Source organism: Maribellus sediminis (assembly GCF_011799805.1).
Taxonomy (GTDB): Bacteria; Bacteroidota; Bacteroidia; order Bacteroidales; family Prolixibacteraceae; genus Draconibacterium; species Draconibacterium sediminis_A.
Genome location: NZ_WXUB01000002.1, coordinates 1,164,062 through 1,188,888 on the forward strand (window position 1 = coordinate 1,164,062; position 24,827 = coordinate 1,188,888).

Consider the following 24,827-nt stretch of genomic DNA (forward strand, 5'->3'; position numbering starts at 1 on the left):
CGAAAGAACAATGTTTATGTTTTCCTGTTAAACAGTTCATATGAAATAAGCATGAGAAATACCTCACTCCAATATGAATTGATTATAACTCACGCGAATTTCATGTGTTATCACAAAAAATAAACAACTATAAAATACATGAAAGATAAAATCAAAAGCATCAAGGAGCCCATCAACCAATTTATCCGCCTCGAAACTTCCAGTAGTATTATCCTGTTTGGAGTAACACTTCTGGCACTCATCCTTGCAAACAGTCCGTTAAGTGATCAGTTTCTTGGGCTGTGGAAAAAATACATCACTTTTAGTTTACCAGGTTTTGAATTATCGAAGCCAATTTACAAATGGATTAACGATGGTTTGATGGCCATTTTTTTCTTTGTGATTGGCCTAGAAATCAAACGCGAAATTTTAACCGGCGAGCTGAGCCACATAAAGAAGGCATCGCTGCCACTATTTGCAGCAATTGGCGGCATGATTGTTCCTGCTGCGCTATTCACTGTACTTAATGCCGGCAATGAAGGAGGAGAAGGTTGGGGAATTCCTATGGCTGCTGACATTGCATTTTCTCTTGGAATTCTCACGCTTCTGGGAAACCGTGTTCCGGCCGGAGTAAAAGTTTTTTTAATGGCCTTTGCGATCATCGACGACCTTGGAGCTGTGCTCGTTATTGCTTTCTTTTACAGCACCAATCTTATTTGGACAAATATATTTATAGGGCTTGGTATCGTCGCTTTTTTGATGCTGCTGAGTCGTTTTAATTACTATTCCAAATACATCTTTTTTATTGCCGGTGTCATCGTATGGATCCTTTTTCTGAAATCGGGCATCCATGCTACAATAGCAGGAGTTTTACTTGCAATGACCATTCCGCTGAGGAGAAAAACTAATACCCGCTCGTTTTACGAAAGAAGCAAAGAACTTCTTGAAGAATTTCTTTCGGAATGTGGCGTAAATGAGCAAAAAACCGTATTAAGTAAAAAGCAACTCCATAGTTTGGACGATCTTCAGGAGCTGACCGAAAATACGACAGCACCTTTACAAAACCTGGAACACCAGCTTCACGGATGGGTATCATACCTCATCATGCCGGTATTCGCTTTGGCCAATGCCGGCGTTGCTTTCAGTTTTTCGGGCGATACCAATATCGCGCTATCACTAAACCTTGCATTGAGTATGATCATAGGAAACGTTATAGGGATTTTTGCTTTCTCATGGCTTGCTATCAAATTCAATATTGCTGAGTTACCTGAGAATGTAAACTTCAGGCAACTTGGCGGAGTATCTTTTCTTGGAGGACTGGGATTCACTATGTCGCTATTTATAAACAGCCTTGCTTACGATAATGCAGCACTAGTTGATTCGGCTAAAATGGGAATTTTGCTCGGTTCGCTAATTGCAGGTACACTTGGTTATTTTTTCATCAGGCTTACAACATCTGAGCAAAAATAATTGCTAAAACGCTGCTTTAATAGAAAATATACCAAACAAAAAAGGCACCTTACTGGTGCCTTATCGTTAATTTAAAATCATTTCCACATATCCCGCCGACTCGGTTTCGAGCACATCGTAAGAACGGGCAAAATTGAGAATATTTTTGATGGACGTTTCTGATGGTTCCATCCCGATAGATGTTTCAACTGCATTCAATTCATTTTCAGCAATGGTTGTTTCGCATTGCTCACAATCAGACCGAAAAGAATTATAACAGTACATTAAAGTAGAGATTTTTTGCATAGGCATTTTTAGAATTATTTTTACTCTAAAACGCCCTTCTCTACTTAATATTGTGTTAACAATAGTTAAATCATTGTCAACGTCAGTTTCTTCTTTTCAATCAGCTTTCTAAGGTTGATCAATGCATAACGCATGCGTCCCAAAGCAGTGTTAATACTTACACCTGTCTGATCTGCTATCTCCTTAAAACTCAATCCCATATAGTGCCGCATATAAATTACCTGCTGCTGATCTTCGGGCAATTCCTTAATCAAATCCTTCACTTCGCTCAATATCTGATCGTTTACCATCTGGTCTTCAACCGTGGCCTCAGAATACCGCTGCGAGTTGAAAATATCAACTTCCGTACTATCGTTTGAGATGGTACCTTTTAGTTTCAATTTTCTGAAGTGATCGATGATCAGGTTGTGCGAGATCCGAAGTACCCAGGAAACAAACTTTCCATTTTCGATATACTTCCCTCGTTTTAATGAGCGAATAACCTTAATGAAAGTTTCCTGAAAGATATCTTCAGCCAGTTCCTGATTCTTCACTATCAACAGAATATACGAAAACACTCTGTTTTTATGACGTAAAATTAAAGTTTCAAGAGATTCTTGATCGCCTTTTATAAACCTTTGAACGAGCTCATTGTCGTCCAGTGAGTTAAGTTTGAACATTACCTTCTATTTAAAAATAAAAGTAGAATGGCTCTATAGGCGTCAAATTTTAAGTGTGGTTAAACAATTATTGTAATTTTGTACGAATCAAAAATGAAACAATTAAACGAAATATACAAGTTTTTTTAACTTTTTATTGCATTTCAGAAAAAAATTATGTCCAATAGTAATAAGGCTAAATATATTGAAATTCAGAATGCCAGGGTACACAACCTCAAAAATGTCAGTCTGAAGATACCCCGGAATAAGCTCATCGTAGTAACGGGTGTTTCGGGCTCCGGTAAGTCATCATTGGCCTTCGATACCCTTTTTGCAGAAGGCCAACGTCGTTATGTTGAGAGCTTGTCGTCGTATGCCAGACAGTTCCTTGGAAGGATTAACAAACCCGAGGTAGACTTCATTAATGGTATTCCGCCGGCGATTGCTATTGAACAAAAGGTTAACACAAGGAATCCAAGATCAACAGTAGGAACTTCCACTGAGATTTACGATTACTTAAAACTCTTATATGCCCGAATCGGAAAAACGTATTCGCCCGTTTCAGGAGAAATTGTAACACAGAATACGGTTACTGATGTGGTGGATTACATTACGGCTTTTGACGAAGGAACAAAAATGATTGTTGTTTCACCGTTAAAACCGAAAAACGGCCGCTCGATACTCGAGGAGGCAGAATTGTTGATGCAACAAGGTTTCCCACGACTCGAAACCAATAATGAGATCATTAAAATTGAGGATCTGCTTAATGATAAAAGCGAAAATATATGCCAGGGCGACTGTAACCTGGTGATCGACCGCCTGGTTGTTCAACACGATGAAGATACGGTGAGCAGGATTGCTGATTCTGTTCAAACAGCTTTTTTTGAAGGTAATGGAGAATGTATTGTAAAAGTTTTTGGTGAGATTGTTGAAAGCAAAAGCTTCTCAAATCGCTTTGAAGCTGATGGCATCGAATTCGAAGTACCCAGCGTTCACATGTTCAGTTTTAATAATCCGGTGGGTGCCTGTCCAAGTTGCGAAGGATACGGTAAAGTAATCGGTATCGATGAAGACCTTGTAATCCCCAACAAATCATTATCAATTTATCAGGACGCTGTTGCGTGTTGGAAAGGCGAAAAAATGAGCGAATGGAAGAATGAGTTGATCTATTCTGCCGAAAAATTCAACTTCCCGATCCATAAACCGTTTTACGAGCTCACTGAAGAGCAGAAGTTTTTGCTGTGGACCGGAAACAAATATTTCAATGGTCTAAACAGTTTCTTTAAACACCTTGAAGAAGGCAGTTATAAGATTCAATACCGCGTGATGCTTTCGCGTTACCGGGGGAAAACAGTGTGCCCGGAATGTAAAGGCAGCCGGTTAAAACGTGAGGCCGGCTATGTTAGAGTGGGGGAAAAATCGTTACAGGAATTAGTTCTGATGCCAATTTCAGAGCTAAAAAATTTCTTTAATGAGCTTCAACTTTCGGAACATGATCAGGAAATTTCAAAACGAATTTTAATTGAGATCACTAACCGGCTCGAATTTTTGTGCGATGTCGGATTGGGCTACCTGACACTGAACCGGCTTTCTTCGACTTTATCCGGTGGAGAATCACAACGTATTAACCTTGCTACTTCGCTGGGAAGCAGTTTGGTCGGATCACTGTATATTCTTGATGAGCCCAGTATCGGTTTGCATTCGCGCGATACCGACCGACTGATACAGGTACTGCGCCGCCTTCAAAAAATCGGGAACACAGTACTTGTAGTAGAACACGATGAAGAAATTATAAGGGCTGCCGACGAAGTGATCGATATCGGTCCGCTGGCCGGGCAACATGGTGGCGAAGTGGTATTCCAGGGAAATCATGAACAACTGGCAGAAAAACCTGAAAGCTTAACCACAAAATACCTCACCGGAGTGGAACAGATCGCCATTCCCGAACAACGCCGGAAATGGACCAATTACATAGAACTGATCGGCGCCCGCGAGAATAACCTGAAAAACGTATCCGTTAAATTTCCGCTGAACACAATGACTGTGGTTACCGGAGTAAGCGGATCGGGAAAATCTTCACTTGTTTCGAAAATTCTAACGCCGGCACTTACCAAAATTCTTGGTGGCTATGGCGAAAAAACAGGTCGTCACGATGCCATTAAAGGCGATTACAAACTGTTGGAAGCCGTTGAATTTATCGATCAAAATCCGATTGGCAAATCATCGCGTTCGAACCCGGTGACTTACCTGAAAGCTTATGACGAAATCAGAAAGTTATTTTCGGAACAGCAAGCAGCAAAAGTTCAGGGCTTAAAACCTTCGCATTTTTCGTTTAATGTTGATGGCGGTAGATGTGACGAATGCCAGGGAGAAGGCACCATAAAAGTAGAAATGCAATTTCTGGCAGATGTATTCCTGGTTTGCGAAAGTTGCGGCGGAAAACGCTTTAAGGAAGATGTCCTCGAGGTTCGTTACCGTGAATTAAATATCGACGATATTCTCAACATGACGGTGAATGAAGCCATCGAATTGTTTGCCAGGGGGAAAAGTTCTACAGAAAAGAAAATCACCAAACGACTGCAACCCTTGCAGGATGTTGGTTTGGGATACATCAAACTGGGGCAGTCGTCGAGTACGCTTTCAGGCGGGGAAAGCCAACGTGTAAAACTGGCTTCCTTTCTGGCAAAAGAAAAAGATTCCCCTACCCTGTTTATTTTTGATGAACCCACAACTGGCTTGCACTTTCACGATATCCGCAAATTGCTCGATTCGTTTAATGCCTTGATCTCACGAGGTCATTCCATACTTATTATTGAACACAATATGGAAGTCATAAAATGTGCCGACTGGATCATCGACCTTGGCCCCGAAGGAGGTGACAAAGGTGGAAACCTGGTGTTCGCGGGGCTGCCAGAGGATTTACTAAAAGTGAAAGAATCGTATACCGGTTTGGCATTGCAGGAAAAACTAGCGCTTGTTTAATCGGCTCAGTAAGCGAGACACTGCCAAAATGATGAAGGAAACTAGGGGAATCAGTACAATAAACAGAGTGATTCCGATCCAAAACCGGAAACTGAAGTTTGAATTTGTGAAGTTAAAAGACCAGTTTCCGGCAAGGAGATAACTTAACATTCCCCAGAAGCCTGACAGAATTACATTCAGCAGAAGTATGGTTTTTAAGGATCGGCTGACGCTTGATTTAGGTATTCTTTTCATCAAACCAAACATCAGAAAGGCATAAAAAAAAAGTCCAGCCCAGCTTATCAGCGTCCCGGCAGGAAGACCACTTCCGCTTAATAGCTCCTTTCCAAGAACCTCAGGACTGATCACAAAAAAATAGATCAGTGCAGCCAGCAACACCGGTATGGCCAATATTTTAATTCCCTTTGCTTTCATCTGCAGTAGCAACTGTTACAGGAAGTCGTTTCCATTCGCGTACTAAAAGAAATGCAACCACAATGGCAGATAACATATCTGAAATCGGAAAACTGATCCAGATTCCGTCGATTCCCCAAAATGAGGGTAAAATAAACAGCAGCGGAATAAGGGCAATTACCTGACGGAATAAAGTGGCAAACAAGGATAATCCAGCTTTCCCGATCGCCTGAAAAAAGTTGGAGGCGACTACCTGGAATCCAATGATCGGCATCACTAAAACCACCAGCCTCAAACCACGTTGAGCAATTTGATAAAGTGTATCACTGTCGCTGTTAAATACTTTTATAATCGCACCTGGGAATGCTTCGAGCAAGCCATAGGAAACAATTGAAATTATGGTGGCGGCAATCAAAGTAATTCTCAATGTCTGTTTGATGCGATCCACAGCTTTGGCACCGTAATTAAATCCGATAATGGGTTGCGATGCCATGTTCAAAGCCACAATAGCCATCACAACAAGTGTAAGCACCGAGTTGATTATACCGATGGCTCCAACCGCCAGGTCGCCGCCAAAATAAATCAGTTTTTTATTCAACAAGCCCTGCACAAAACTGCCTGCTATCTGCATCGAGAACGGTGCCATCCCAATGGCAATTATCTCCATCATAATTCCCCAATCGATGCGAATATTCTTCAGGTACAGTTTTATTACCGATCGTTTGCTTTTGATAAAATGATACAGCACCCAAACCATGAGAACAAACATTGAAATAACCGTTGCATAAGCGGCTCCCTTTACTCCCATGTCGAAGCCGAATATAAAGATAGGGTCAAGTATCAGGTTGGTCACTGAACTGAGAATCATTGAAACCATTGCAATTTTGGCATTTCCTTCCGAGCGGATCACATTGTTCAGCGAAAAACCAACCACCATAAAAAGCACACCTGCAAGTATGATATCCAGGTAATCGTTGGCATACTGAAAGGTTTCCCGGGTTGAACCAAACGAATTCAGAATCGGAACCTTCAACGAATAAGTAATGATCATGATCAGGATGGAAGAAATGATCATCAGCGCAAAACCTGTTCCCAAAGTTTTCTCGGCCCGTTTCAAATCCTTCTTTCCAAGGTTAATGGAAACATATACGCCGGTACCAATACCAATCAGCATTCCGAAACCCATCATAATAAGCATTACCGGGAAAATGACAGAAATTCCGGAAAGCGCCTCAGCACTCACTCCCTGACCAATAAAAATCCGGTCGACAATGTTGTAGAGTGCATTCACAAAAACACCAATAAACGCCGGGATAAAATATTTGAGCATCAAGCGGCCAACATGTGCTTCTCTTAATTCTTCAACATTCTTCATGTGATTCATTTTGTTTGTGTTCAACTGCACCACATGCAACATGTATACAAAATCTATTCGTGTACTTTATGTTTGTATAATCCGCTTGTTTCATGAATTTGGCAAAGGTAAAGATTATTGCCAAACATTTGCAGCACCACTTTGTTTAAGCGTTTTTTAAAATGTAAATTTGTAGCCATTCAAATTGTCCAGCATGAAACAGCCAAAAATAAACGAGGCAACACGCAACCAGTTATTTTCAACAAATTCGGAAACTGTTATTTCTGCTATAAAATCACTCCAGGAAAGCGGAAACAGCAGTTATTTGCCTATACTTTTCGAACTTTTAAGCGCACAGCCGGAATCCGAGGTGAAAGCTGAAATATTGAAATTACTAGGAATGGTAAAAGACAAGGAAACTATTCCGGTATTTATCGATGTACTTCAAAATGAAAAATTTCATCTGATTAGGAAAGACATTACCACAGTGTGCTGGCAGAATGGTCTTGATTTTAGTGCTTATTTTGAAGTGTTCACCAACCTCGTAATTAACGAAGAATGGGAAGTGGCATTTGAAGCTTTCACGGTTATTGAAAACCTCGAAACGTTTCCTTCGGAAGAACAGTTAAAGCCTATTAAACTTAAAATTGCCCGTGCCTTAAAATCAGCCGGGGAGCAAAAACAATATTTCCTTGAAGAACTGTTAAAAATGTCCAGCTAAGTTTGACTCACGGTCTTGAAGTTCACTGTTAAAATATTGTTGGTGCTGTTTCTGCAAATCTCGTTTTTTGTTGGAAGATCGCAAAACGAAAGTCTGCTCCAACCTTTCTCCAATCCCATGTTGCTGAATCCGGCCTTTATTGGCATGAACAACGAAACCAACCTACATGTGGGAAACCAATATTATCGGGTTGACAGTGCAAAAGCATACAACCTTCTTTACATCACTTACGATACCTATTCAAACAAACTGAACGGGGGTATTGGGCTGATCTTTCAGCAAGGAATTATCGGGCATCGCAACATAAGCACCAACGAGCTTGGTTTTGCTTATTCCGGCGTTCCGAAGAAAACACAAAACGGAAATTTTCGATTTGCGGTAAATACCAATTTTCTGCTGGCCACCAAACAGCTTTATGTGCATTCGCTCGACGGTATAATGCTCAACAGCGAATCTCCTCCGAATCCTCCTGGCTCTGATTTTTTTCAATACCTGCTTTTAAAACCACGCCTGGCCGTATTATGGGAATCCCGGGTTGCACGTTGGGGACTCACCGCCGGCTATCCGCTAAAAGTCAATTTGGGAGGTAGTAATGAAGATTTAGAAGAAGTGATACCCGCCAACTTTACCTTTTACATTTCGGGAAACCGTGAAGGCTATAAAAAAGGATTACGAACAAAGCCCTTTGTATTTGTTCCTGAACTTATCGTTTTTTACCAGGAGGACTGGACCACGGCCCGATTTCACGCCTACATGAAGCATACCGACAATACTTTCGGGCTTTTTATCCAAAGCGATATTACAAACAATATTCACTGTCTGGGTGGGACCGCCGGAATAAGCAGCGGAAATATCCGAATCGATCTTAGTGCCGGTGCCGGTATTCCGGGGATTTCTGACAGTGTTGGAATTTGTGGCGAACTTACTTTACAAATTAAGGTTCCCCGCGTTGATTACTCCAAAATAAATCCATGGGCACCCCACTGAAAATTAAATGGTTTTATTAATTTGGTCGGCTTTCCGACTGGGTTTGTAAATCATGAAGCTAAAACAACTAATTATTCTTCTTTGCTTTATGCCGGGTATCGTATATGCACAGGATCCTGAGTATTCGCAATTTTATGCGAACCCCGTTTTTATGAATCCTGCCCTGACCGGAACTACAGAATTACAAAGGCTGGTTGCCAACTACCGCAATCAATGGCCCCAACAGGGAAATGCGTTTACAACCTATTCACTTTCATATGACCGCTTACTGAACAACCTGAAATCGGGAATAGGATTCCAGTTAAGTTACGACCGTGAGCCAAACAATGTAATTAATGCCACATCGGCTTTTATCAGCTACTCGCATCACGTGCAGCTGGGAATGGAAACATTTATGACACTGGGTTTGCAGGGCGGGATCGTTTATAAACAGTTTGATGTAAACGGTTTGGTTTTCCCATCGAATATCGACCAGGTTTCGGGTGAAATTACAGGATCAATTCCCGTGACACTTTCCGACGACAGTAAAAGCTACCCCGATTTTGCTGTTGGCGCAGCAGGACAATACCGTCGGACGTTTTGGGGAATTAGTGTACACCATTTAACCCGCCCCGATGAATCGATTGTGGAAGGCGACAATAAAGGCAAAGTACCTATGAAATTTACCCTTCTGGCCGGTAACAGAAGCCGGAAACTCCATCACGGACTGTTGTCACGCGAATTTACGTTGTCGCCAAATATACTTTACCAGCAACAGGGAAGTTTTAAACAACTGAATTTAGGAATATATATGATAGAGAAATCATTTCTGTTCGGAGGGTGGTACAGAAACAACCTTGATGTAAGGCCCGATGCAATTATTGCTTTGATTGGTTTTGCCTGGGAGAAGCTACAAATTGGATATAGCTTCGACTATACCCTGTCGAAATTATCGAATTACAGCCACGGTTCACATGAAGTTTCGTTGACTTTCTTTCTCGGAACGAAAAGCGGGAAGAACCTATACAATAGGTTACTCATACCGATGATTTAATGATAAACGGGCTTTTTCCACTCCTTTTCTGTCATTTCCCATGGTACAACATAATGCTCTTCCAAATTTTCTGTTCTGTTTTTTGCAACTACTGAGTATCCTTTAAACACCCTGTGGTTGACTTTTGAAACATCTTTAACTGACAAATCCAACCTCCTCATAATACCCGATTTTTGGTCTTCGTAAGATACGAAATATGAGGGATGAAGCCAAGTTAAAAATGCATAAAGATAAGCGTATTATTTACCCTAAACCACTATATCAGAAGCGTTAACGTACCTTGTTGCTTGTGTTTTTCGCCGGTAAAATCGGTATATTGAATCACCCATGTATAAACGCCTGCAGGTGCCAATTCATCGTTTTTCATTTTACCGTCCCAGCCCAGATTCTGACTGTTCGATTCGAAGATCATTTCGCCCCAGCGATTAAAAATTAACAATTGATAACCTTCGTCCAAAACACCGTCTCCGTAAATCCTGAATTCCCGGTCTTCCTCCAGCGCAGCATTCGGCGAAAAAGCATTTGGTGGAAACAGGCGGTCGAAAGTAACTGTAACGTTTTTTTGAATTGTATCAGCGCAAGCAAAATCATTCGTCACTTCAAGCGAAGTCAGGTAAATGTTCATGGCATCGTAGCGGTGCATCGGATCTTTTTCATCGGTAAATGTACTGTCGCCAAAATCCCAGAAATATCCGGTAGCAGCGTGGCTTGTATTGGTGAAAGTAATTTCAGGGTCTGTAATTAAAACCTCTTTGGGTTCAAAATCGAAACCTGCTCTTGGAACAGGATAAACCCGAACCAGCGAATCGTAAACAGCAGTGTTTTCGCATCCTTTGTCATCCAGGACGGTTAAACTGATATCAAAAGGCAGTAGAACATCATCCGGGTTAACAAACTTATGCGAAGGATCCTGTTCTGCAGAAGAAGTACCATCAGCAAAATCCCAGAGGTATGATTGTGCAGGAATACTTGTTTTGGCCGTAAAATTAACCGGGAGTGGCGAACATCCTTCCGTATTTTCTGCCGAAACCAAGATATTTGGTTTCACTTTTACTTCTTTAGGTAAAGATGTAGCCTTGCACCCTTGTTCATTCACTTTCAGCGCAACGGTGCGTTCAATATTCTCGAAACCAAGCGGAATAATTACATTGTCCAAATCAGTTCCGGTAGTGAATTCTGCTGAATTGTAATACCAGGTAAACTCTGCTTCTTCCACCGTGATCCCGGTAAATTCAAGTTGCAGGTTGTAGCCGTAACATTCATTAGAATCAAGGTTAAAAGTGGCTTCAGGTTGATTGTGAATTCCTATTTCTAAGGTATCAACATATTCACACCCGTCATCATCAACCATTTCCAACTGAAAAGAATAAATTCCGTATGATGGCACCGTAATAGTTGGATTGTATGAAATTTCATCAACGACTGTTACCTCCGGATCCAAAGCGACCAGTTTAACAGTCGGATTTCCGTTCGTAAATGCAAGTGTAAGTTCATGTGTAGTTCCACCACAAAACAGGTTCTGAACTTTGGTCTCATCAAGTTTTGGTTTTTCACTGCCAAGAACATCCACATACGCAATAGCTGAAAGTTTTAACTCCGGGTCGCCTTTCATTCCGCCATATTCAATTAAGAATCCCTGCGGTGTATAATCTCCACCTGTTCCCTGATTCGGAAGGTCATTCCAATAACCCCGGATACCAACATTATACAATATATGTGCATAATCTTCATTATTCAGATTATTGGGCTCTCCCGATCCCCAGTGTGAATACTCCCCATTCACAGGACTTCCATCGAAGTTTCCTGACCAAAACACAACTCCATCGTCAGGCCCTTCCACCCATTTCCAGGTTCCTTCTACATCCGCATCGTTTGCGCCGATCCAGCCCGTTCCTTCGGTTTTGGTGAAAATAAAATCCTGCTCTTCTTGTGATCGGATGGTCGCCAGATAACCTTGCAATCCATAATAATCCATTGAGGCAGCTTGTAAACGTGCATTCGTCCATGTGATAGATTCATGGGCAACAAATCGATAGAAATGATTGGTCGCCGGCAAATAATCTGCATCTTTTAAGCTGATCGAAAACGACCGGACTCCAGATGAAGGTGTTGCTGATACATTGTGATAATACACCTTAGATACTGCGAGTTCATACTCAGAATCGGTTCCTATTCCGCTTATTTCAAGATACCCGCTATTTGCATTCCATGTGTAGTTGAAAGTGCCGACTTCATCCCACTCAAGAATGTCTTCTCCCTGTTTATATGGAGGCGATATGGAAATTTTCATCCCCTCTCCTTCCTCATCTATCTGTATGTTTTGAATTGAAATCGAAGGAGCCACAGCAACCGGATCAGAACAATACTGAACCGCTTCCTGGTTTTTATTTTCAATGACAGGAGGATCATCGGTTTGTCCCAAAACAAAACCGGTACTTCCAATGATGTACAAAAAAACGATCAGAAATACCGGCTTTATCTTCCTCATTGCTTAAGGTAGCTATTTCCTGTTCGAGAAGTATTTCATGAACTGCGAACGCTCATAAACCAACGGATCAGGAATATTTTTATACGACAGACGACCACGGAAATCTTCAATTTTTTTGAAGTTCCATTTTTTCATAAAAGTTGTCATCTCGTCAATTATCGCCGGAATGGCTTCTGAGCCGTTAACGTACAAAGTAGAACACAGCTGTGCCACCTGTGCGCCTGCCAGCAATTGTTTCAATACGCCGCTTCCGTCGTGAATACCGGTTGAAGCTGCGATATCCAATTTGGTGATGGACGATGAAACCATACCCACCCAACGCAACGAACGACGAATATCGGAGGGCGAGCTGAATACTTCCGAAGAAGTCAGTTCCAATTTATCGAGATTGATATCAGGCTCGTAAAAACGGTTGAACATCACAATCCCTGCAGCACCGCTGGCTTTTAGTTTGTCGGCCATGCCGAGTATATTGCTGTGGTGTACACCAAATTTTACCGAAACCGGAATGCTCACCTCTTTTTTCACTTTCTCGAGAACATCAATGTAAAGCTGTTCCACCATTCCAGGCTTTTCATGTCGGTCGGTTGGCAGGTAGAAGATATTGAGTTCAATGGCGTCGGCACCGGCTTCCTCAAAATCTTTGGCAAAACTGGTCCACTCCTTCGCACTGATGCAGTTTACGCTGGCAATAATCGGAATATCAACGGCTTCCTTCGCCTTTTTCAACAACTCCAGGTGATGAACCACGGTATTGTTGCGCGTATAATTCCTGATGTAATCTTCCGCTTCGGGATACGAAGTGTTCTGCTGATTTTTCATCAAGCTGGTGATCTCGTTGTTGATCTGTTCTTCAAAAATCGATTTCAACACGATTGCACCGATTCCCGCATCGGCCAGTTCTTTTATTTTTTCAACCGAGCTGGTTAAGCCTGAACTTGCTGCTACTAACGGATTTTTAAGTTTCAGCCCGAGGTATGTTGTTTCTAAATTTGCCATAACTAGTTTAAAGTTAAATGTTCAGAGTTTAAAGATAAACTCCTATTTTGATTTTTAATGCTAATAATTTCTTGCACCAAATATTTTACTCCCTACACGAACCATCGTGCTTCCTTCTTCCACTGCAATGGGGTAATCGTCGGACATGCCCATCGAAATTTCATAGAAAGAATCGGCAGCGGAAAAATATTCATTTTTTAGCTGAGTAAAGATATTGTATAACATCCGAAACTCATTTCGTATTTGTGTTTCGTCGTCAGTGTAGGTGGCCATGCCCATTACTCCGGCGATTTCTACATTGGCGAAGTTCTTAAATTCCTCCGAATCCAGTACATCACGCGCTTCTTGTATATCGAGTCCAAACTTCGTGCTTTCCTCTGCAATATGAAACTGTAACAGACACTTTATTTTCCGCTCGTTTTTCTGCCCCTCCTTGTTGATGATCTTCAACAGTTTCAGCGAATCCACCCCGTGGATCAAGCTAATGAAAGGTGCAATGTATTTTACTTTGTTACTTTGCGGATGACCGATAAAATGCCATTCGATATCTTTGGGAAGCTCCTCATACTTTTTTGTCAGGTCCTGGACCTTGTTCTCACCAAAAATACGCTGGCCCGCATTGTACGCCTCCAAAATATCCTCGTTTGGTTTGGTTTTCGAAACGGCTACCAGTTTTACGCCTTCCGGTAAATTAGTTGTAATTGCTAAAATATTCTTCCCAATATCCATGCTGTGCTGAATTTGCTGTAAAAATAGCAATATTGACGGGAATAGCCGAGGAAGAATGCGGAGAATTTGAAGGATCTGGGCGAAGAAGAACAGAACACAAAATGCATGAATGCTACAATAATTTTTGAAAACTGTGACTGAAAACTGTGACTGAAGGATTGAGGAATTGAAGGACTGAAGGATTGAAGGATTGATAAATTGTTGTTTTCAGACTTGCCAATTGTTAATTGCCTACTTTCAACTGCGACTGAAAACTGATCACTGAACACTGCCTGCTCAAAGCTTGCGACTCACAGCTCATAGCTCGCAGCTTTTCTTAACTTTGCGCCGAAATGAAAGTAAGGGAGGAGATATCGAAAAAGATGAACGCACTGGGTGCGGAGGGTGAAGCTTTTGTTTTCCTGATTGATTTCGAAGGAGAAAGGGCTGAGATCTTTTCGCCGGATGAATGCAACCGGATTCTTTGGAAAACCCGCGAAGCATCAAACTTCAAGACAGAACCGGTTCATCCTGAGATCGGACAGTGGGAAATCGAGCCGGTTTCGTTTGACACTTATAAGAAAGGCTTCGATCTGGTTCAGCAGCACATCCACAACGGCGACACCTACCTGCTGAATTACACCCAACCGACTCCAGTAAAAACAAACCTGTCGCTGACCAATATATTCGAGCGCAGTGCGGCACCTTACAAAATTCTTTTCCGCGATGAATTTGTGTGTTTCTCGCCCGAAGCTTTTGTTCAGATCAACAACGGCAAAATTGCCTCCTTCCCGATGAAAGGGACCATGGATGCCGGCATCGAAAATGCGGAAGAACTGATCCTTAAAGATTCGAAAGAACTGGCCGAGCATAATACCATTGTCGATCTGATACGTAACGACCTGAGCCTGGTGGCTGAAAATGTTACCGTTGAAAAATTCCGCTACCTCGAACGCATACGTACCAACCGGCGCGATCTGTTCCAGGTGAGCTCCAAAATAACAGGCGACCTGCCCGGAGATTACACTAAAAAAATCGGGGATATTATATTCACGATGCTGCCTGCGGGATCCATTTCAGGAGCGCCAAAAAAGAAAACCGTGGAGATCATTAAAGCTGCCGAAAATTACGAGCGTGGCTTTTACACCGGTATTTTTGGTTATTTCGACGGGCAAAACCTCGACAGCTGCGTGCTGATCCGCTACATCGAAAACTGCGGCGGGCAACTGGTTTACAAAAGTGGTGGCGGAATCACCTTTTTGAGCGAGGCCGAAAAAGAATACGAAGAACTGATTAAAAAAGTGTATGTCCCGATATTTGCTTGAAACCATTAAATGCCACGACGGCAAACTCTATAACCTCGAATTTCATCAAAGCCGTTTTGCGATTGCCCGGAAACAGCTTTTTCCGGATGCTGAGCCCATTTCACTTTCCGGGGTCATTAATATTCCGGAATCGGCAAAAAGCGGATTGTTCCGTTGCCGGGTAATTTATTCTGAAATAATTGAAAAAATCGAATTCGTACCTCACGAATACCGGCCCCTAAAAAGCCTGAAACTGGTGGAAGACAATTCCATCGATTACAGCTACAAATACACCGACCGCGATCGTTTGACTCAACTTTTTGAGCAGCGCGCCGATTGCGACGACATTTTGATTGTTAAAAATGGCTGCATCAGCGACAGCTTCACCGCTAATCCCGTTTTCTGGGATGGCACCCAGTGGTGGACGCCCAACACTCCCCTGCTGCCCGGCACCCAACGTGCCCGACTGATTGCAGAAGGCAAAATAAAAGTTTGCCGGGTCACTCCTGTCAATATAATTAACTACAGCAAGGTTGGATTGATCAATGCCATGCAGGATTTGGAGAATATGCCTGTGGTTGAGATGTCAGATGTTGTGATGCTGGATACTTGATACTGGATGCCGGGATTGAAGGATTGAACAAAGGAATGAGTAAATGCGTAAATGCGGAACAAAACTGTTAAATGTTAAACTGATAAATTGTAAATTGAGAAGAGTTGCTAGTTTGTTACACATTTGCCAATTGTTAATTGCCTACTGCCAACTTATCTCTGCGCTTTGCCACAAACTTTTAAGAACAACACTAAAAACCGCGACTGTCAACTGGGAATGTTTTATTGCCGAACTGATAAATTGTTCTCCTCAGACTTACTACTTACGGCTTACTACTCGTGGCTCGTGGCTCGCAACCTGATCGAATAGAAAAAAAGCCGGCAACAACCGGCTCTTTCAGTATTTCGTTAAAACCTATGATTTTACAATTCGTTTGGCGCGTGGTTGCAAGGTAGTCAGGCTGGCTACATTTACCGGCTGGCCGCTTTCGATGCTGTTTCTGGCAGCAGTACCTATCAGTATCGACATGGCACCGTCGCGGGTGCCGGCCATGTGCAGGAACTCGTCCTGTTGCTGGTCTTTGCGGAAAATCTGGTCGTGCAAACGCTCGTCGCCGCCACCGTGTCCACCGCGGCTAAAGCCTACCTCAATAACTTCCTGCTTGCCCCAAAGTTTGTGCAGGATAATCGGTTTATAATCGGTTCCGGCATTCCCCGTTTGATCCATTTCGGCAGCATGTAATGCCTCCTGCGACACCTGAACTTCTTCGAGGTAAGGAATATCGAGGAAGGCTTCCAAACGCCCTTCGGTACCATTAAAGGCCACACGCCAGCCTTCCCAAGGCGAGTAGGTGGTAAGCATGTAATTCAGTATAACGTTGTTGGCATATTTTACATTCACGTTCATTTTGTCGTAAATGTTTATTTCGGGGCGGAACAAACAGTTGTCGCGGATGTATCCGTCGTGTTGCTCGTGTTTAACATACAGGTTGTATGCCGTTTGGTCTTTTGTAATGTCCCAGTAAAACGGGCAGGTATCCTTTTCATCGCAGGTCCGGCAATTCACACCACTTTTTTCGCGCCGCCTGCCGTAGAATTCCAGATCGCCGTAAGCATATACCGTCGAAGGATCGGAGTCGATCCACCAGTTCAGCAGGTCGAAATGGTGCGTCGCTTTATGGATAAGCAGCGTTCCGCTCCACTCGCGTTGTCCGTGCCAACGCCGGAAGTAAGAAGCTCCGTGGCTGGTATTCAGCATCCACGAAAAATCCACCGAAACCAGGTCGCCAATGGCTTTGTTCATCAACAGTTCCTTGATTTTTGTGGCATACGGACTCCAGCGGTAATTAAAACCAACAATCACTTTTCGTTTGTACAGGCGCTCGGCATCGAGTATTTGCTGGCATTTATCTTCGTCGGTGGTCAACGGTTTTTCGGTGAGCACATCAACACCGTTTTCCAGCGATTTAATAATGTACTGGTGGTGCGTGGCATCGGGTGTAGTTACAATGATAAGATCAGGAGAATTCTCCCCTATCATTTCATCAAAATTGGTGTAGGTTTTGCAATCGGGGCCAACACCAATATAATCAGCCGCATATTTCACCCGGCCGGGATTAATATCCACCAGCGCTACAAATTCAAGAATGTCGCTGTAGGTATCCACCAGTCGTTTCCCCCAGAAACTGTTTCCGCGAATACCGGTTCCAACCAGTACAAGCTTTAATTTCGAATCGGCTAATATGGACGCTTTAAGCGGATCGGCAACAACGGCACCGGCTGCAATGGTACCAATGGCCGTTAAAAATTCTCTTCGGTTTTGCATGTCGTTTGATTTAGATTTATTGTATTGATTTGATTTCGTTCGTTTTCGTGTTTTAAACTTAAGCTGCAACAATCGAATGGCAAAAATATCAGACTATAAAGTTACAATTTACTGAAATTTCTTTTTGAATTACTGACGATTCAAACTGCTTTCTTTCTGTTTCAATGAAAATATTTTTCGCCGAAAAATTTCAGCACATAATTTAAATTAAAATTTCCGTGTACGAACACGAAAAATAAAAAAAATCTTTAGATTTGTAAGATACTAATTCAAACCATTAGCTATAAACTTATAAAACAGTCAGTTATCGAATCAAACAAACAAATACGTATAAAAGACATTGCGGCCAAAGCCAAAGTCTCGATCGGAACCGTTGACCGGGTATTGCACAACCGTGGCGAAGTAGCAGAAGCCACCCGAAAAAAGATCCTGAGTATTATTGATGAGTTGAACTATCAACCCAATATTCTGGCGAGTACACTGGCTTCAAAAAAGTCGGCCTTGTTTGCCACCCTCCTGCCCGAGCCACCTTCGGAAGAAGGATACTGGAACAAACCGGTGATAGGAGTTAACAAACGCATTGCCGAACTGCCGCAGTATGGCCTGCAAGTTCAGTCTTTTACGTTTAAACAAAACGAATCGAAAAGTTTTAGTGCCGAGTGTCAGAAAATACTCGAGCTGCAACCTGACGGCGTAGTTCTTGCTCCTTTCTTCAAAAAAGAGGCATTGTTGTTTATCGATCAATTGAAGGAGCTGAATATTCCGTTTGTATTTATCGACTCTGAAATAAAAGATGCCGGTCATCTGAGCTACATTGGTCAGGATTCGTACCAAAGCGGACTGGTTTCGGGGAAGCTGCTCGACATGATCCTGCCCGACGGAAATATCCTGGTGGTGCATTTTGCAAAGGAAATGGATAACCAGAACCACCTCATCCAACGCGAAAAAGCCTTTTACGACTGGTTTCTGAAAATGAGAGTTACTCCGCACACCTTATTCACCACCGATGTACCCGATACCGATGATCCAACCTGGATGAAGAAAATTGAGGAAATTATCGATACCAAAAACATCAAGGGAATATTTGTAACAAACTCAAAAGTATTCAACATCGGTAACCTTTTGGAACAAAGCGGACGTAAAGGAATAATGGTAATTGGCCACGACCTTGTGAAGGAAAATGTGGAATTCCTAAAGAAAGACCTCGTTCAGTTTCTGATTTGCCAACGCCCCGAAGAACAGGGCTATAACGCTATTAATGTATTGTTCCGAAGCGTTGTTCAAAAACGGGAAATCGAGATGGAAAATTATACGTCCATCGATATCATTACCAAGGAAAACGTAGACTATTACAAAGAATTCAAATAAACCAATAAAACATTATGAGTCCATTATCATTCAACGACCTGAACGGAAAAGTATGTGTAATAACCGGTGGAGCCGGAGTTTTGGGAACAGCCATGGTGAAAGGCATTGCTTCAGTGGGCACAAAGATCGCCATTGCCGATATTAATAAAGAAGTAGCCGAAAAGGTTGCTGCAGAAATTGCCGCAGAAACAGGCGCAGTGGTTATCGGTGTTGAGGCCAATGTACTTGACAAAGAATCGCTGATAGCTGCTAAAGCCGAAATCAACGAAAAACTGGGCGAGATCGAAATTCTGATCAACGGAGCAGGAGGAAACAGTCCGCAAGCCACCACCAAAGTAGAGCAAATTCTGGAAGAAAACCTCGATTCGCTGGAAGATACTTTTTACGGCCTCGAAATGGAAGGATTCGATAAAGTGTTCGCTTTAAACTTCAAAGGCACTTTGTTGCCGACCATGGTTTTTACCCGGGATATGCTGAAAAAGAAAAAGGGTGTGGTACTGAATATTTCTTCAATGAACTCGTACAAACCACTGACTAAAATTCCGGCTTATTCAGCGGCGAAGGCTTCCATTAATAATTTTACCGAATGGCTTTCCGTGCACCTCGCAAAAGTGGGCATCCGTGTAAATGCTATCGCTCCGGGATTTTTTATTACACACCAAAACCGCTTCCTGGTAATGGATGAAAAAACCGGCAATTATTCGCCGCGTGGTCAGAAAATTGTTGACAATACTCCGATGGGAAAATTTGGGGAACCAGAGGATCTACAGGGCGCTACACTTTTCCTTATCTCCGATGTATCGAATTTCATTACAGGAATTGTTATCCCTGTTGACGGCGGGTACAGCGCATTTGGAGGCGTTTAACAATTCAGAGTATGAGTAACAGATTAAAAGCATAAACTATGTCGATAACATTAAAGCAAAATTGCAAATACGCCATGTTGGTACCTACCAGCATGGGAACACGAATAACTCCTGAAAACGGACAGCCCGTTCATGCCAGCGATAAATTCACGCTGTTTGCCACCAGTGCAGAGACCAATGTGGCCAGCATTCCATCCTATTTAGGCATGCCGGTGAAAGTGCTTACTACTTTTGTAAAAGGAAGTCCGATTGCAGCATTCATAAAAAGTAACCTGCGTGCCCGTCACATGGATTACGAAGGCCCCGAAGTCGAACAAGGCGATCCTTGGGGATACCGTCACCAGATAAACATTGCCGACAGTGGATACGGGTTGCGCGGGCCGCGAGTTTTTAACGACCGTGCCGGCGAAGTAGGCCGAACCTTGAACGCAAAAGATTTCGATCTGGAGCGCATCTTTGGAGAAGAAGGAGTGCAGATCGTTCACCTATCCGGTTTGATTGGTGCGTTGTCGCCCGAGACCACTCAGTTTTGTTTGGATATTGCCCGTGCCGCAAAAAAACACGGCACCCGTATTTCTTTCGACCTGAATTACCGGGCTTCGTTTTGGAAAGGCCGCGAAGAACAATTGCGTAAAGATTTTACTGAAATAGCTTCTGTATCTGATATCCTGATTGGTAACGAAGAAGATTTCCAACTGTGTTTTGGAGTTGAAGGACCGGCGGCCGGCGGCGAAGGGCTCGAAGCCAAAATTGATGGTTTTAAAGGATTGATCACGAGAGTGAAAGAATCCTTTCCGAATGCATCCGTTTTTGCGACTACCCTGCGTGAGGTGATCAGCGTAAACGAGCACCTGTGGGGCGCTATTATGCTGGAAGGCGAAAACTGGCATGTGGTTGAACCACGTAAAATTACCGTACTCGACCGTATTGGCGGTGGCGACGGCTATGTAGGCGGCATGCTTTACGGAATCCTGAAAGGTTGGGATCCGGAAAAATGGCCGCAATTTGGCTGGGCTACCGGTGCCATGGCAACCACTTTTCTCACCGACTATGCTCAACCTGCCGACGAAGAACAGGTTTGGAGCATTTGGGGCGGGAACGCGAGGGTGAAAAGGTAATGCCACTTCATACCTCTAAGCGAAGGAGATTTGAAAAACGAATATGACTAGCCCCGGGCTTCAGCCCGGGGAATACAGAACAGCAATAAAACGGGCTTTAGCCCTTAATTCCAACAAAATGATATTTTACGAGAACGGCTCAACCGAAACCTCGCTTTCAAGAGAAGATCTTAGGAAAGGTCTTTTTGAAGCCTTGGACAAAATGGGAGCAAAAAATAAGGTACTTGCCGTACCACCCGACTATACGCGTCTGCCTTCAAAAGCAGGAGACCTCACTGAGTTTACCTGGGAGTATTTTGGAGAAAAACTCACCGATGTACTGCCTGCACTGGGCACTCACACTCCCATGACGCCGGATCAGATCAGCCACATGTTTGGCAAAATGCCCGCCAGCCTCATCCGCGAGCACGACTGGCGAAACGATGTGATCACATTGGGGACCGTTCCTGCCGAATTCATTAAGGAAGTCTCGGAAGGTGCTGTCGATTATCCGTGGCCGGCTCAGGTGAATAAATTACTGGTTGAAGGGAATTTTGACCTCATCCTGTCCATCGGCCAGGTGGTTCCTCACGAGGTGGTTGGAATGGCCAACTACAACAAAAATATTTTTGTGGGTACCGGCGGTTCCGAAGGCATTAATAAAAGCCATTATATCGGTGCAGCATATGGCATGGAAAAAATGATGGGACGTGCGGATACTCCGGTTCGTAAGGTGTTTAACTATGCGTCCGAGAATTTCTCGAACCACCTGCCCATTGTATATGTACAAACTGTAGTTGGGCTGAATAAACAAGGGAAATTGCAGACTTTCGGGCTGTTTATCGGCGACGATTTTGAAGTGTTTGATAAAGCTGCCAAACTTTCGCTGGAAGTGAATTTTGAAATGGTGGAAAAACCGATCAAAAAAGCAGTAGTCTGGCTCGATCCAAGCGAATTTAAAAGTACCTGGCTGGGGAACAAAAGTATTTACCGCACCCGAATGGCACTTGCCGACAATGGTGAACTGATCGTTTTGGCTCCGGCGCTTAAAGAATTTGGCGAGGACAAGCAGATTGACAAACTCATCCGTAAATATGGCTACTTCGGGACTCCACACACGCTAAAACTGGTTGACGAAAACGAGGATCTCCGAAACAACCTGGGAGCAGCAGCTCACCTTATTCATGGTTCTTCGGAAGGAAGGTTCAGCATTACCTACTGTCCGGGAAAAGCCGAAGGAAACCTGACCCAGCAAGAAATTGAGAGCGTTGGATTTATTTATGGCGACTTTGATGAAATGACGGCCAAATACGATCCTACAGAATTAAAAGACGGTTACAACACGATGCCCGACGGAGAAGAAGTGTTCTACATTTCCAATCCCGCGATCGGTTTGTGGGCTTTCCGCGATCGGTTTGAGTATTAGTCACTGGTCATCGGCCATTTGTCACTAGGAGACAACCCAGTGACCAATGACCATTGACTAGTGACCTTTTGATCAACTTCTTTTGAAAAAGAAAATAAGTATTGAATTCTAAACAAGATTTGAAACCGAATAATCAACATATCATCCGCTGGGGAATTATAGGAGTTGGAAATGTAACTGAGGTTAAAAGCGGCCCCGCATTTTACAAAGTTCCCAATTCTGAATTGAAAGCGGTTATGCGTCGCGATGCTGAAAAAGCTGCCGACTATGCCCGTCGCCACGGAATAGCCAGGTGGTATTCCAATGGTTCCGATCTCATAAACGATCCGGAGGTGGATGCCGTTTACATCGCCACCCCACCCGACTCGCATGCGAGTTATGCCATTGAAGCCATGCGCGCCGGAAAATCAGTTTACGTGGAAAAACCAATGGCGCGCCACTACGACGAGTGCCGGGAAATGCTCGAAGTTTCGAAACAAACCGGACAAGCATTGTATGTGGCTTATTATCGTAGAACTTTGCCGGCCTTTTTGAAGGCGAAAGAATTGATCGAATCAGGAGCGATTGGCAAACCGCTTTTGGTAAATATAAAATTGTACAAAGAAGCTGCTGAAAGAAATCAGAAACCTCAAGAAATGCACTGGCACGTATTTCCTGAAATTGCTGGTGCCGGTCACTTTTTCGATCTGGCATCGCATCAGCTGGATTACCTGGATTTTGTTTTTGGAAAAATCACTGAAGTAAAAGGATCAGCAGTAAACCAGTCCGGCCTCTACCCTGCCGAAGACACGGTAACCGGAACGTGGAAACATGAATCGGGAGTTGTCGGAAACGGAAGTTGGTGCTTTGTGGTGGACAAAAGTTCAACCGAAGATTTCATTCAGATTGTTGGAGAAAAAGGCGAAATCAGTTTGCCTTGTTTCTCGCATGGAAATCTCACTTTAAAAACTCAAAGTGGAACAGAAGAATTCTATTTCGAAAATCCTGAACATATTTCGCAAAATCTGGTTCATCAAGTGGTTAATGAGTTACTGGGAAAAGGAGTATGCGTCAGCACTGGTGAATCGGCAGCCCGCACCAGTTGGGTGCTTGATGAAATGGTGAGAGACTATTACAAGTCACAGTGAGCAGTCGCAGTTTTTCAGTTTAATCAATCACAAGTGATCAAGGACCTATGACAAAATGAAATGAAAATCATAATCGACAATAAAATACCTTACATAAAAGGCGCTTTGGAACCTTTCGCCGAGGTGGTTTATCTACCCGGAAACGAAACCACTGCTGAAGTGGTAAAGGATGCTGATGTCCTGATCACGCGGACACGAACAATTTGTAATCAGGAATTATTGAAAGGTTCGAAGGTGAAATTTATCGCCACCGCAACCATAGGTTTCGACCATATTGACACAGAATATTGCAAGGCGGCTGGAATAGAATGGACCAATGCACCGGGCTGCAATGCCGAAAGCGTGAACCAATACATTGCATCGGCGCTGTTTTCGTGGTCGATGCGTAAACGAAAAGACCTTGCCGGACTGACTATTGGAATTGTAGGCGTTGGCAACGTTGGCTCGAAAGTGGCCCGAACCTGCGAAATTTTGGGAATGAAAGTGCTCTTGAACGACCCTCCCCGCGAAAGAATGGAAGGCCCGGAAAAATTTGTTTCGCTGGAAACCATCCGGCAGGAAGCTGATATCATCACCTTCCACGTTCCATTGAATATGAGCGGCGAAGACCGTACCTATCACATGGGCAATGAAGATTTCTTTCAGAATCTTGGAAAATCGCTACTTGTAATTAACTCATGCCGGGGTGAAGTAATTGACACCAATTCAGTTTATGAAGCCATTGAAGCCGGTGATGTGGATGCTTTTATTGCCGATTGCTGGGAAAACGAGCCTGAAATCGATCTCGAACTTCTGAATCAAACCGAATATGGAACACCGCATATTGCAGGGTATTCAAAAGACGGAAAAGCAAACGGCACAAAAATGAGCGTGCAGGCAGTCAGTCGCTTTTTCAAATTAGGAATTGATGACTGGGAACCGGAAAATGTTGAACTCCCTGCAACTACAGTGATTGAAATTGACGGCAACCAGCGTCGCGAATATTCGATATTGGCAGAAGCCATTTTATCGACCTACGACATTGAACTGGATGATGATGCACTTAAAGAAAGTCCTCATTTGTTTGAAAAACTGAGAGGCGACTATCCCGTGCGAAGGGAGTTTGACAGTTACACCTTAAAGTTGGAGAATGTAAAGGAGGAGACTGTAGAGAAATTGAAGTTACTGGGATTTAAAGTTTCGAAGTAGCTGTCATTCCCGCGAAAGCGGGAAACTTAAAATTGTA

22 protein-coding genes are annotated in these 24,827 nt (G+C 43.2%); 13 read left to right on the plus strand and 9 right to left on the minus strand.

Features of this window, described 5'->3' with window-relative positions:
- Positions 1-138 precede the first annotated feature (138 nt).
- Entirely contained in the window at positions 139-1,449 is a 1,311-nt protein-coding gene (gene nhaA, locus HFD85_RS11145; protein WP_167609143.1) for a Na+/H+ antiporter NhaA, read from the plus strand.
- A gap of 66 nt (positions 1,450-1,515) precedes the next feature.
- Here nhaA and HFD85_RS11150 read toward each other — a convergent pair whose 3' ends face one another.
- Both HFD85_RS11150 and HFD85_RS11155 read right to left on the minus strand, forming a co-directional pair.
- The gene (locus HFD85_RS11150; protein WP_167609146.1) at positions 1,516-1,713 is read right to left on the minus strand and encodes a hypothetical protein; all 198 of its coding nucleotides are present in this window, start codon (positions 1,711-1,713) and stop codon (positions 1,516-1,518) included.
- 86 nt (positions 1,714-1,799) lie between these two features.
- A complete protein-coding gene (locus HFD85_RS11155) occupies positions 1,800-2,393 on the minus strand; it encodes an RNA polymerase sigma factor (protein WP_167609149.1) in 594 nt (197 codons plus the stop codon).
- 156 nt (positions 2,394-2,549) lie between these two features.
- On the opposite strand from HFD85_RS11155, the gene uvrA reads away from it, so the two are divergent.
- Positions 2,550-5,354: an excinuclease ABC subunit UvrA gene (gene uvrA / locus HFD85_RS11160; RefSeq protein WP_167609152.1), complete on the plus strand. Its 2,805-nt coding sequence runs from the start codon at positions 2,550-2,552 to the stop codon at positions 5,352-5,354.
- Here the strand turns inward: uvrA and HFD85_RS11165 are convergent.
- Positions 5,340-5,768 (minus strand): hypothetical protein, encoded by a 429-nt coding sequence (locus HFD85_RS11165; protein ID WP_167609155.1) that lies wholly within the window; start codon positions 5,766-5,768, stop codon positions 5,340-5,342. The genes uvrA and HFD85_RS11165 overlap by 15 nt on opposite strands.
- A complete protein-coding gene (locus HFD85_RS11170) occupies positions 5,749-7,122 on the minus strand; it encodes an MATE family efflux transporter (RefSeq protein ID WP_167609158.1) in 1,374 nt (457 codons plus the stop codon). The genes HFD85_RS11165 and HFD85_RS11170 overlap by 20 nt, the downstream gene beginning before the upstream one ends.
- Positions 7,123-7,315: 193 nt before the next feature.
- Between HFD85_RS11170 and HFD85_RS11175 the strand changes: the two genes are divergently transcribed.
- Genes HFD85_RS11175 through HFD85_RS11185 form a run of 3 tightly spaced genes read left to right on the plus strand, consistent with a single transcriptional unit; the run spans position 7,316 to position 9,842 of the window.
- Positions 7,316-7,822 (plus strand): HEAT repeat domain-containing protein, encoded by a 507-nt coding sequence (locus HFD85_RS11175; RefSeq protein WP_167609161.1) that lies wholly within the window; start codon positions 7,316-7,318, stop codon positions 7,820-7,822.
- Positions 7,823-7,864: 42 nt separating this feature from the next.
- A complete protein-coding gene (locus HFD85_RS11180) occupies positions 7,865-8,809 on the plus strand; it encodes a type IX secretion system membrane protein PorP/SprF (RefSeq protein ID WP_167609164.1) in 945 nt (314 codons plus the stop codon).
- A gap of 52 nt (positions 8,810-8,861) precedes the next feature.
- The gene (locus HFD85_RS11185) at positions 8,862-9,842 is read left to right on the plus strand and encodes a PorP/SprF family type IX secretion system membrane protein (RefSeq protein ID WP_167609167.1); all 981 of its coding nucleotides are present in this window, start codon (positions 8,862-8,864) and stop codon (positions 9,840-9,842) included.
- Here HFD85_RS11185 and HFD85_RS11190 read toward each other — a convergent pair.
- The 4 genes from HFD85_RS11190 to HFD85_RS11205 form a co-directional block, all read right to left on the minus strand.
- Positions 9,839-10,003: a hypothetical protein gene (locus HFD85_RS11190; protein WP_167609170.1), complete on the minus strand. Its 165-nt coding sequence runs from the start codon at positions 10,001-10,003 to the stop codon at positions 9,839-9,841. The genes HFD85_RS11185 and HFD85_RS11190 overlap by 4 nt on opposite strands.
- Positions 10,004-10,098: 95 nt before the next feature.
- Positions 10,099-12,330, minus strand: coding sequence for a PKD domain-containing protein (locus HFD85_RS11195; protein WP_167609173.1), 2,232 nt, complete (start codon positions 12,328-12,330; stop codon positions 10,099-10,101).
- Between the two features lie 12 nt (positions 12,331-12,342).
- Positions 12,343-13,329 (minus strand): dihydroorotate dehydrogenase-like protein, encoded by a 987-nt coding sequence (locus tag HFD85_RS11200; protein WP_167609176.1) that lies wholly within the window; start codon positions 13,327-13,329, stop codon positions 12,343-12,345.
- Positions 13,330-13,389: 60 nt separating this feature from the next.
- Positions 13,390-14,058 carry a YggS family pyridoxal phosphate-dependent enzyme gene (locus HFD85_RS11205; protein ID WP_167609179.1) on the minus strand — a complete coding sequence of 223 codons (669 nt, stop codon included), beginning with the start codon at positions 14,056-14,058 and terminating at the stop codon, positions 13,390-13,392.
- Between the two features lie 332 nt (positions 14,059-14,390).
- On the opposite strand from HFD85_RS11205, the gene HFD85_RS11210 reads away from it, so the two are divergent.
- Together HFD85_RS11210 and HFD85_RS11215 are read left to right on the plus strand one after the other, a co-directional pair.
- Positions 14,391-15,362, plus strand: a complete 972-nt coding sequence (locus HFD85_RS11210) for an aminodeoxychorismate synthase component I (protein WP_167609182.1) — start codon at positions 14,391-14,393, stop codon at positions 15,360-15,362.
- Positions 15,343-15,954, plus strand: a complete 612-nt coding sequence (locus HFD85_RS11215) for an aminotransferase class IV (protein WP_167609185.1) — start codon at positions 15,343-15,345, stop codon at positions 15,952-15,954. Before HFD85_RS11210 ends, HFD85_RS11215 begins: the two co-directional genes overlap by 20 nt.
- Before the next feature lie 354 nt (positions 15,955-16,308).
- Here HFD85_RS11215 and HFD85_RS11220 read toward each other — a convergent pair whose 3' ends face one another.
- Entirely contained in the window at positions 16,309-17,718 is a 1,410-nt protein-coding gene (locus HFD85_RS11220; protein ID WP_167609188.1) for a Gfo/Idh/MocA family oxidoreductase, read from the minus strand.
- A 339-nt stretch (positions 17,719-18,057) separates the two neighbouring features.
- On the opposite strand from HFD85_RS11220, the gene HFD85_RS11225 reads away from it, so the two are divergent.
- From HFD85_RS11225 to pdxB, 6 genes are all read left to right on the plus strand, one after another.
- Positions 18,058-19,086, plus strand: coding sequence for a substrate-binding domain-containing protein (locus tag HFD85_RS11225; RefSeq protein ID WP_277345453.1), 1,029 nt, complete (start codon positions 18,058-18,060; stop codon positions 19,084-19,086).
- A gap of 14 nt (positions 19,087-19,100) precedes the next feature.
- Positions 19,101-19,952 (plus strand): SDR family oxidoreductase, encoded by an 852-nt coding sequence (locus tag HFD85_RS11230; RefSeq protein ID WP_206081944.1) that lies wholly within the window; start codon positions 19,101-19,103, stop codon positions 19,950-19,952.
- Between the two features lie 38 nt (positions 19,953-19,990).
- On the plus strand, positions 19,991-21,070 hold the full coding sequence (locus HFD85_RS11235) for a PfkB family carbohydrate kinase (RefSeq protein ID WP_167609193.1): 1,080 nt from the start codon (positions 19,991-19,993) through the stop codon (positions 21,068-21,070).
- Between the two features lie 118 nt (positions 21,071-21,188).
- Positions 21,189-22,475 carry a nickel-dependent putative hexonate epimerase gene (locus tag HFD85_RS11240; protein ID WP_167609197.1) on the plus strand — a complete coding sequence of 429 codons (1,287 nt, stop codon included), beginning with the start codon at positions 21,189-21,191 and terminating at the stop codon, positions 22,473-22,475.
- A gap of 101 nt (positions 22,476-22,576) precedes the next feature.
- Complete coding sequence (locus HFD85_RS11245; RefSeq protein ID WP_240925035.1) at positions 22,577-23,602, plus strand: Gfo/Idh/MocA family protein; 1,026 nt, start codon at positions 22,577-22,579, stop codon at positions 23,600-23,602.
- A gap of 60 nt (positions 23,603-23,662) precedes the next feature.
- Positions 23,663-24,790 carry a 4-phosphoerythronate dehydrogenase PdxB gene (gene pdxB, locus HFD85_RS11250; RefSeq protein WP_167609201.1) on the plus strand — a complete coding sequence of 376 codons (1,128 nt, stop codon included), beginning with the start codon at positions 23,663-23,665 and terminating at the stop codon, positions 24,788-24,790.
- Positions 24,791-24,827 lie beyond the last annotated feature (37 nt).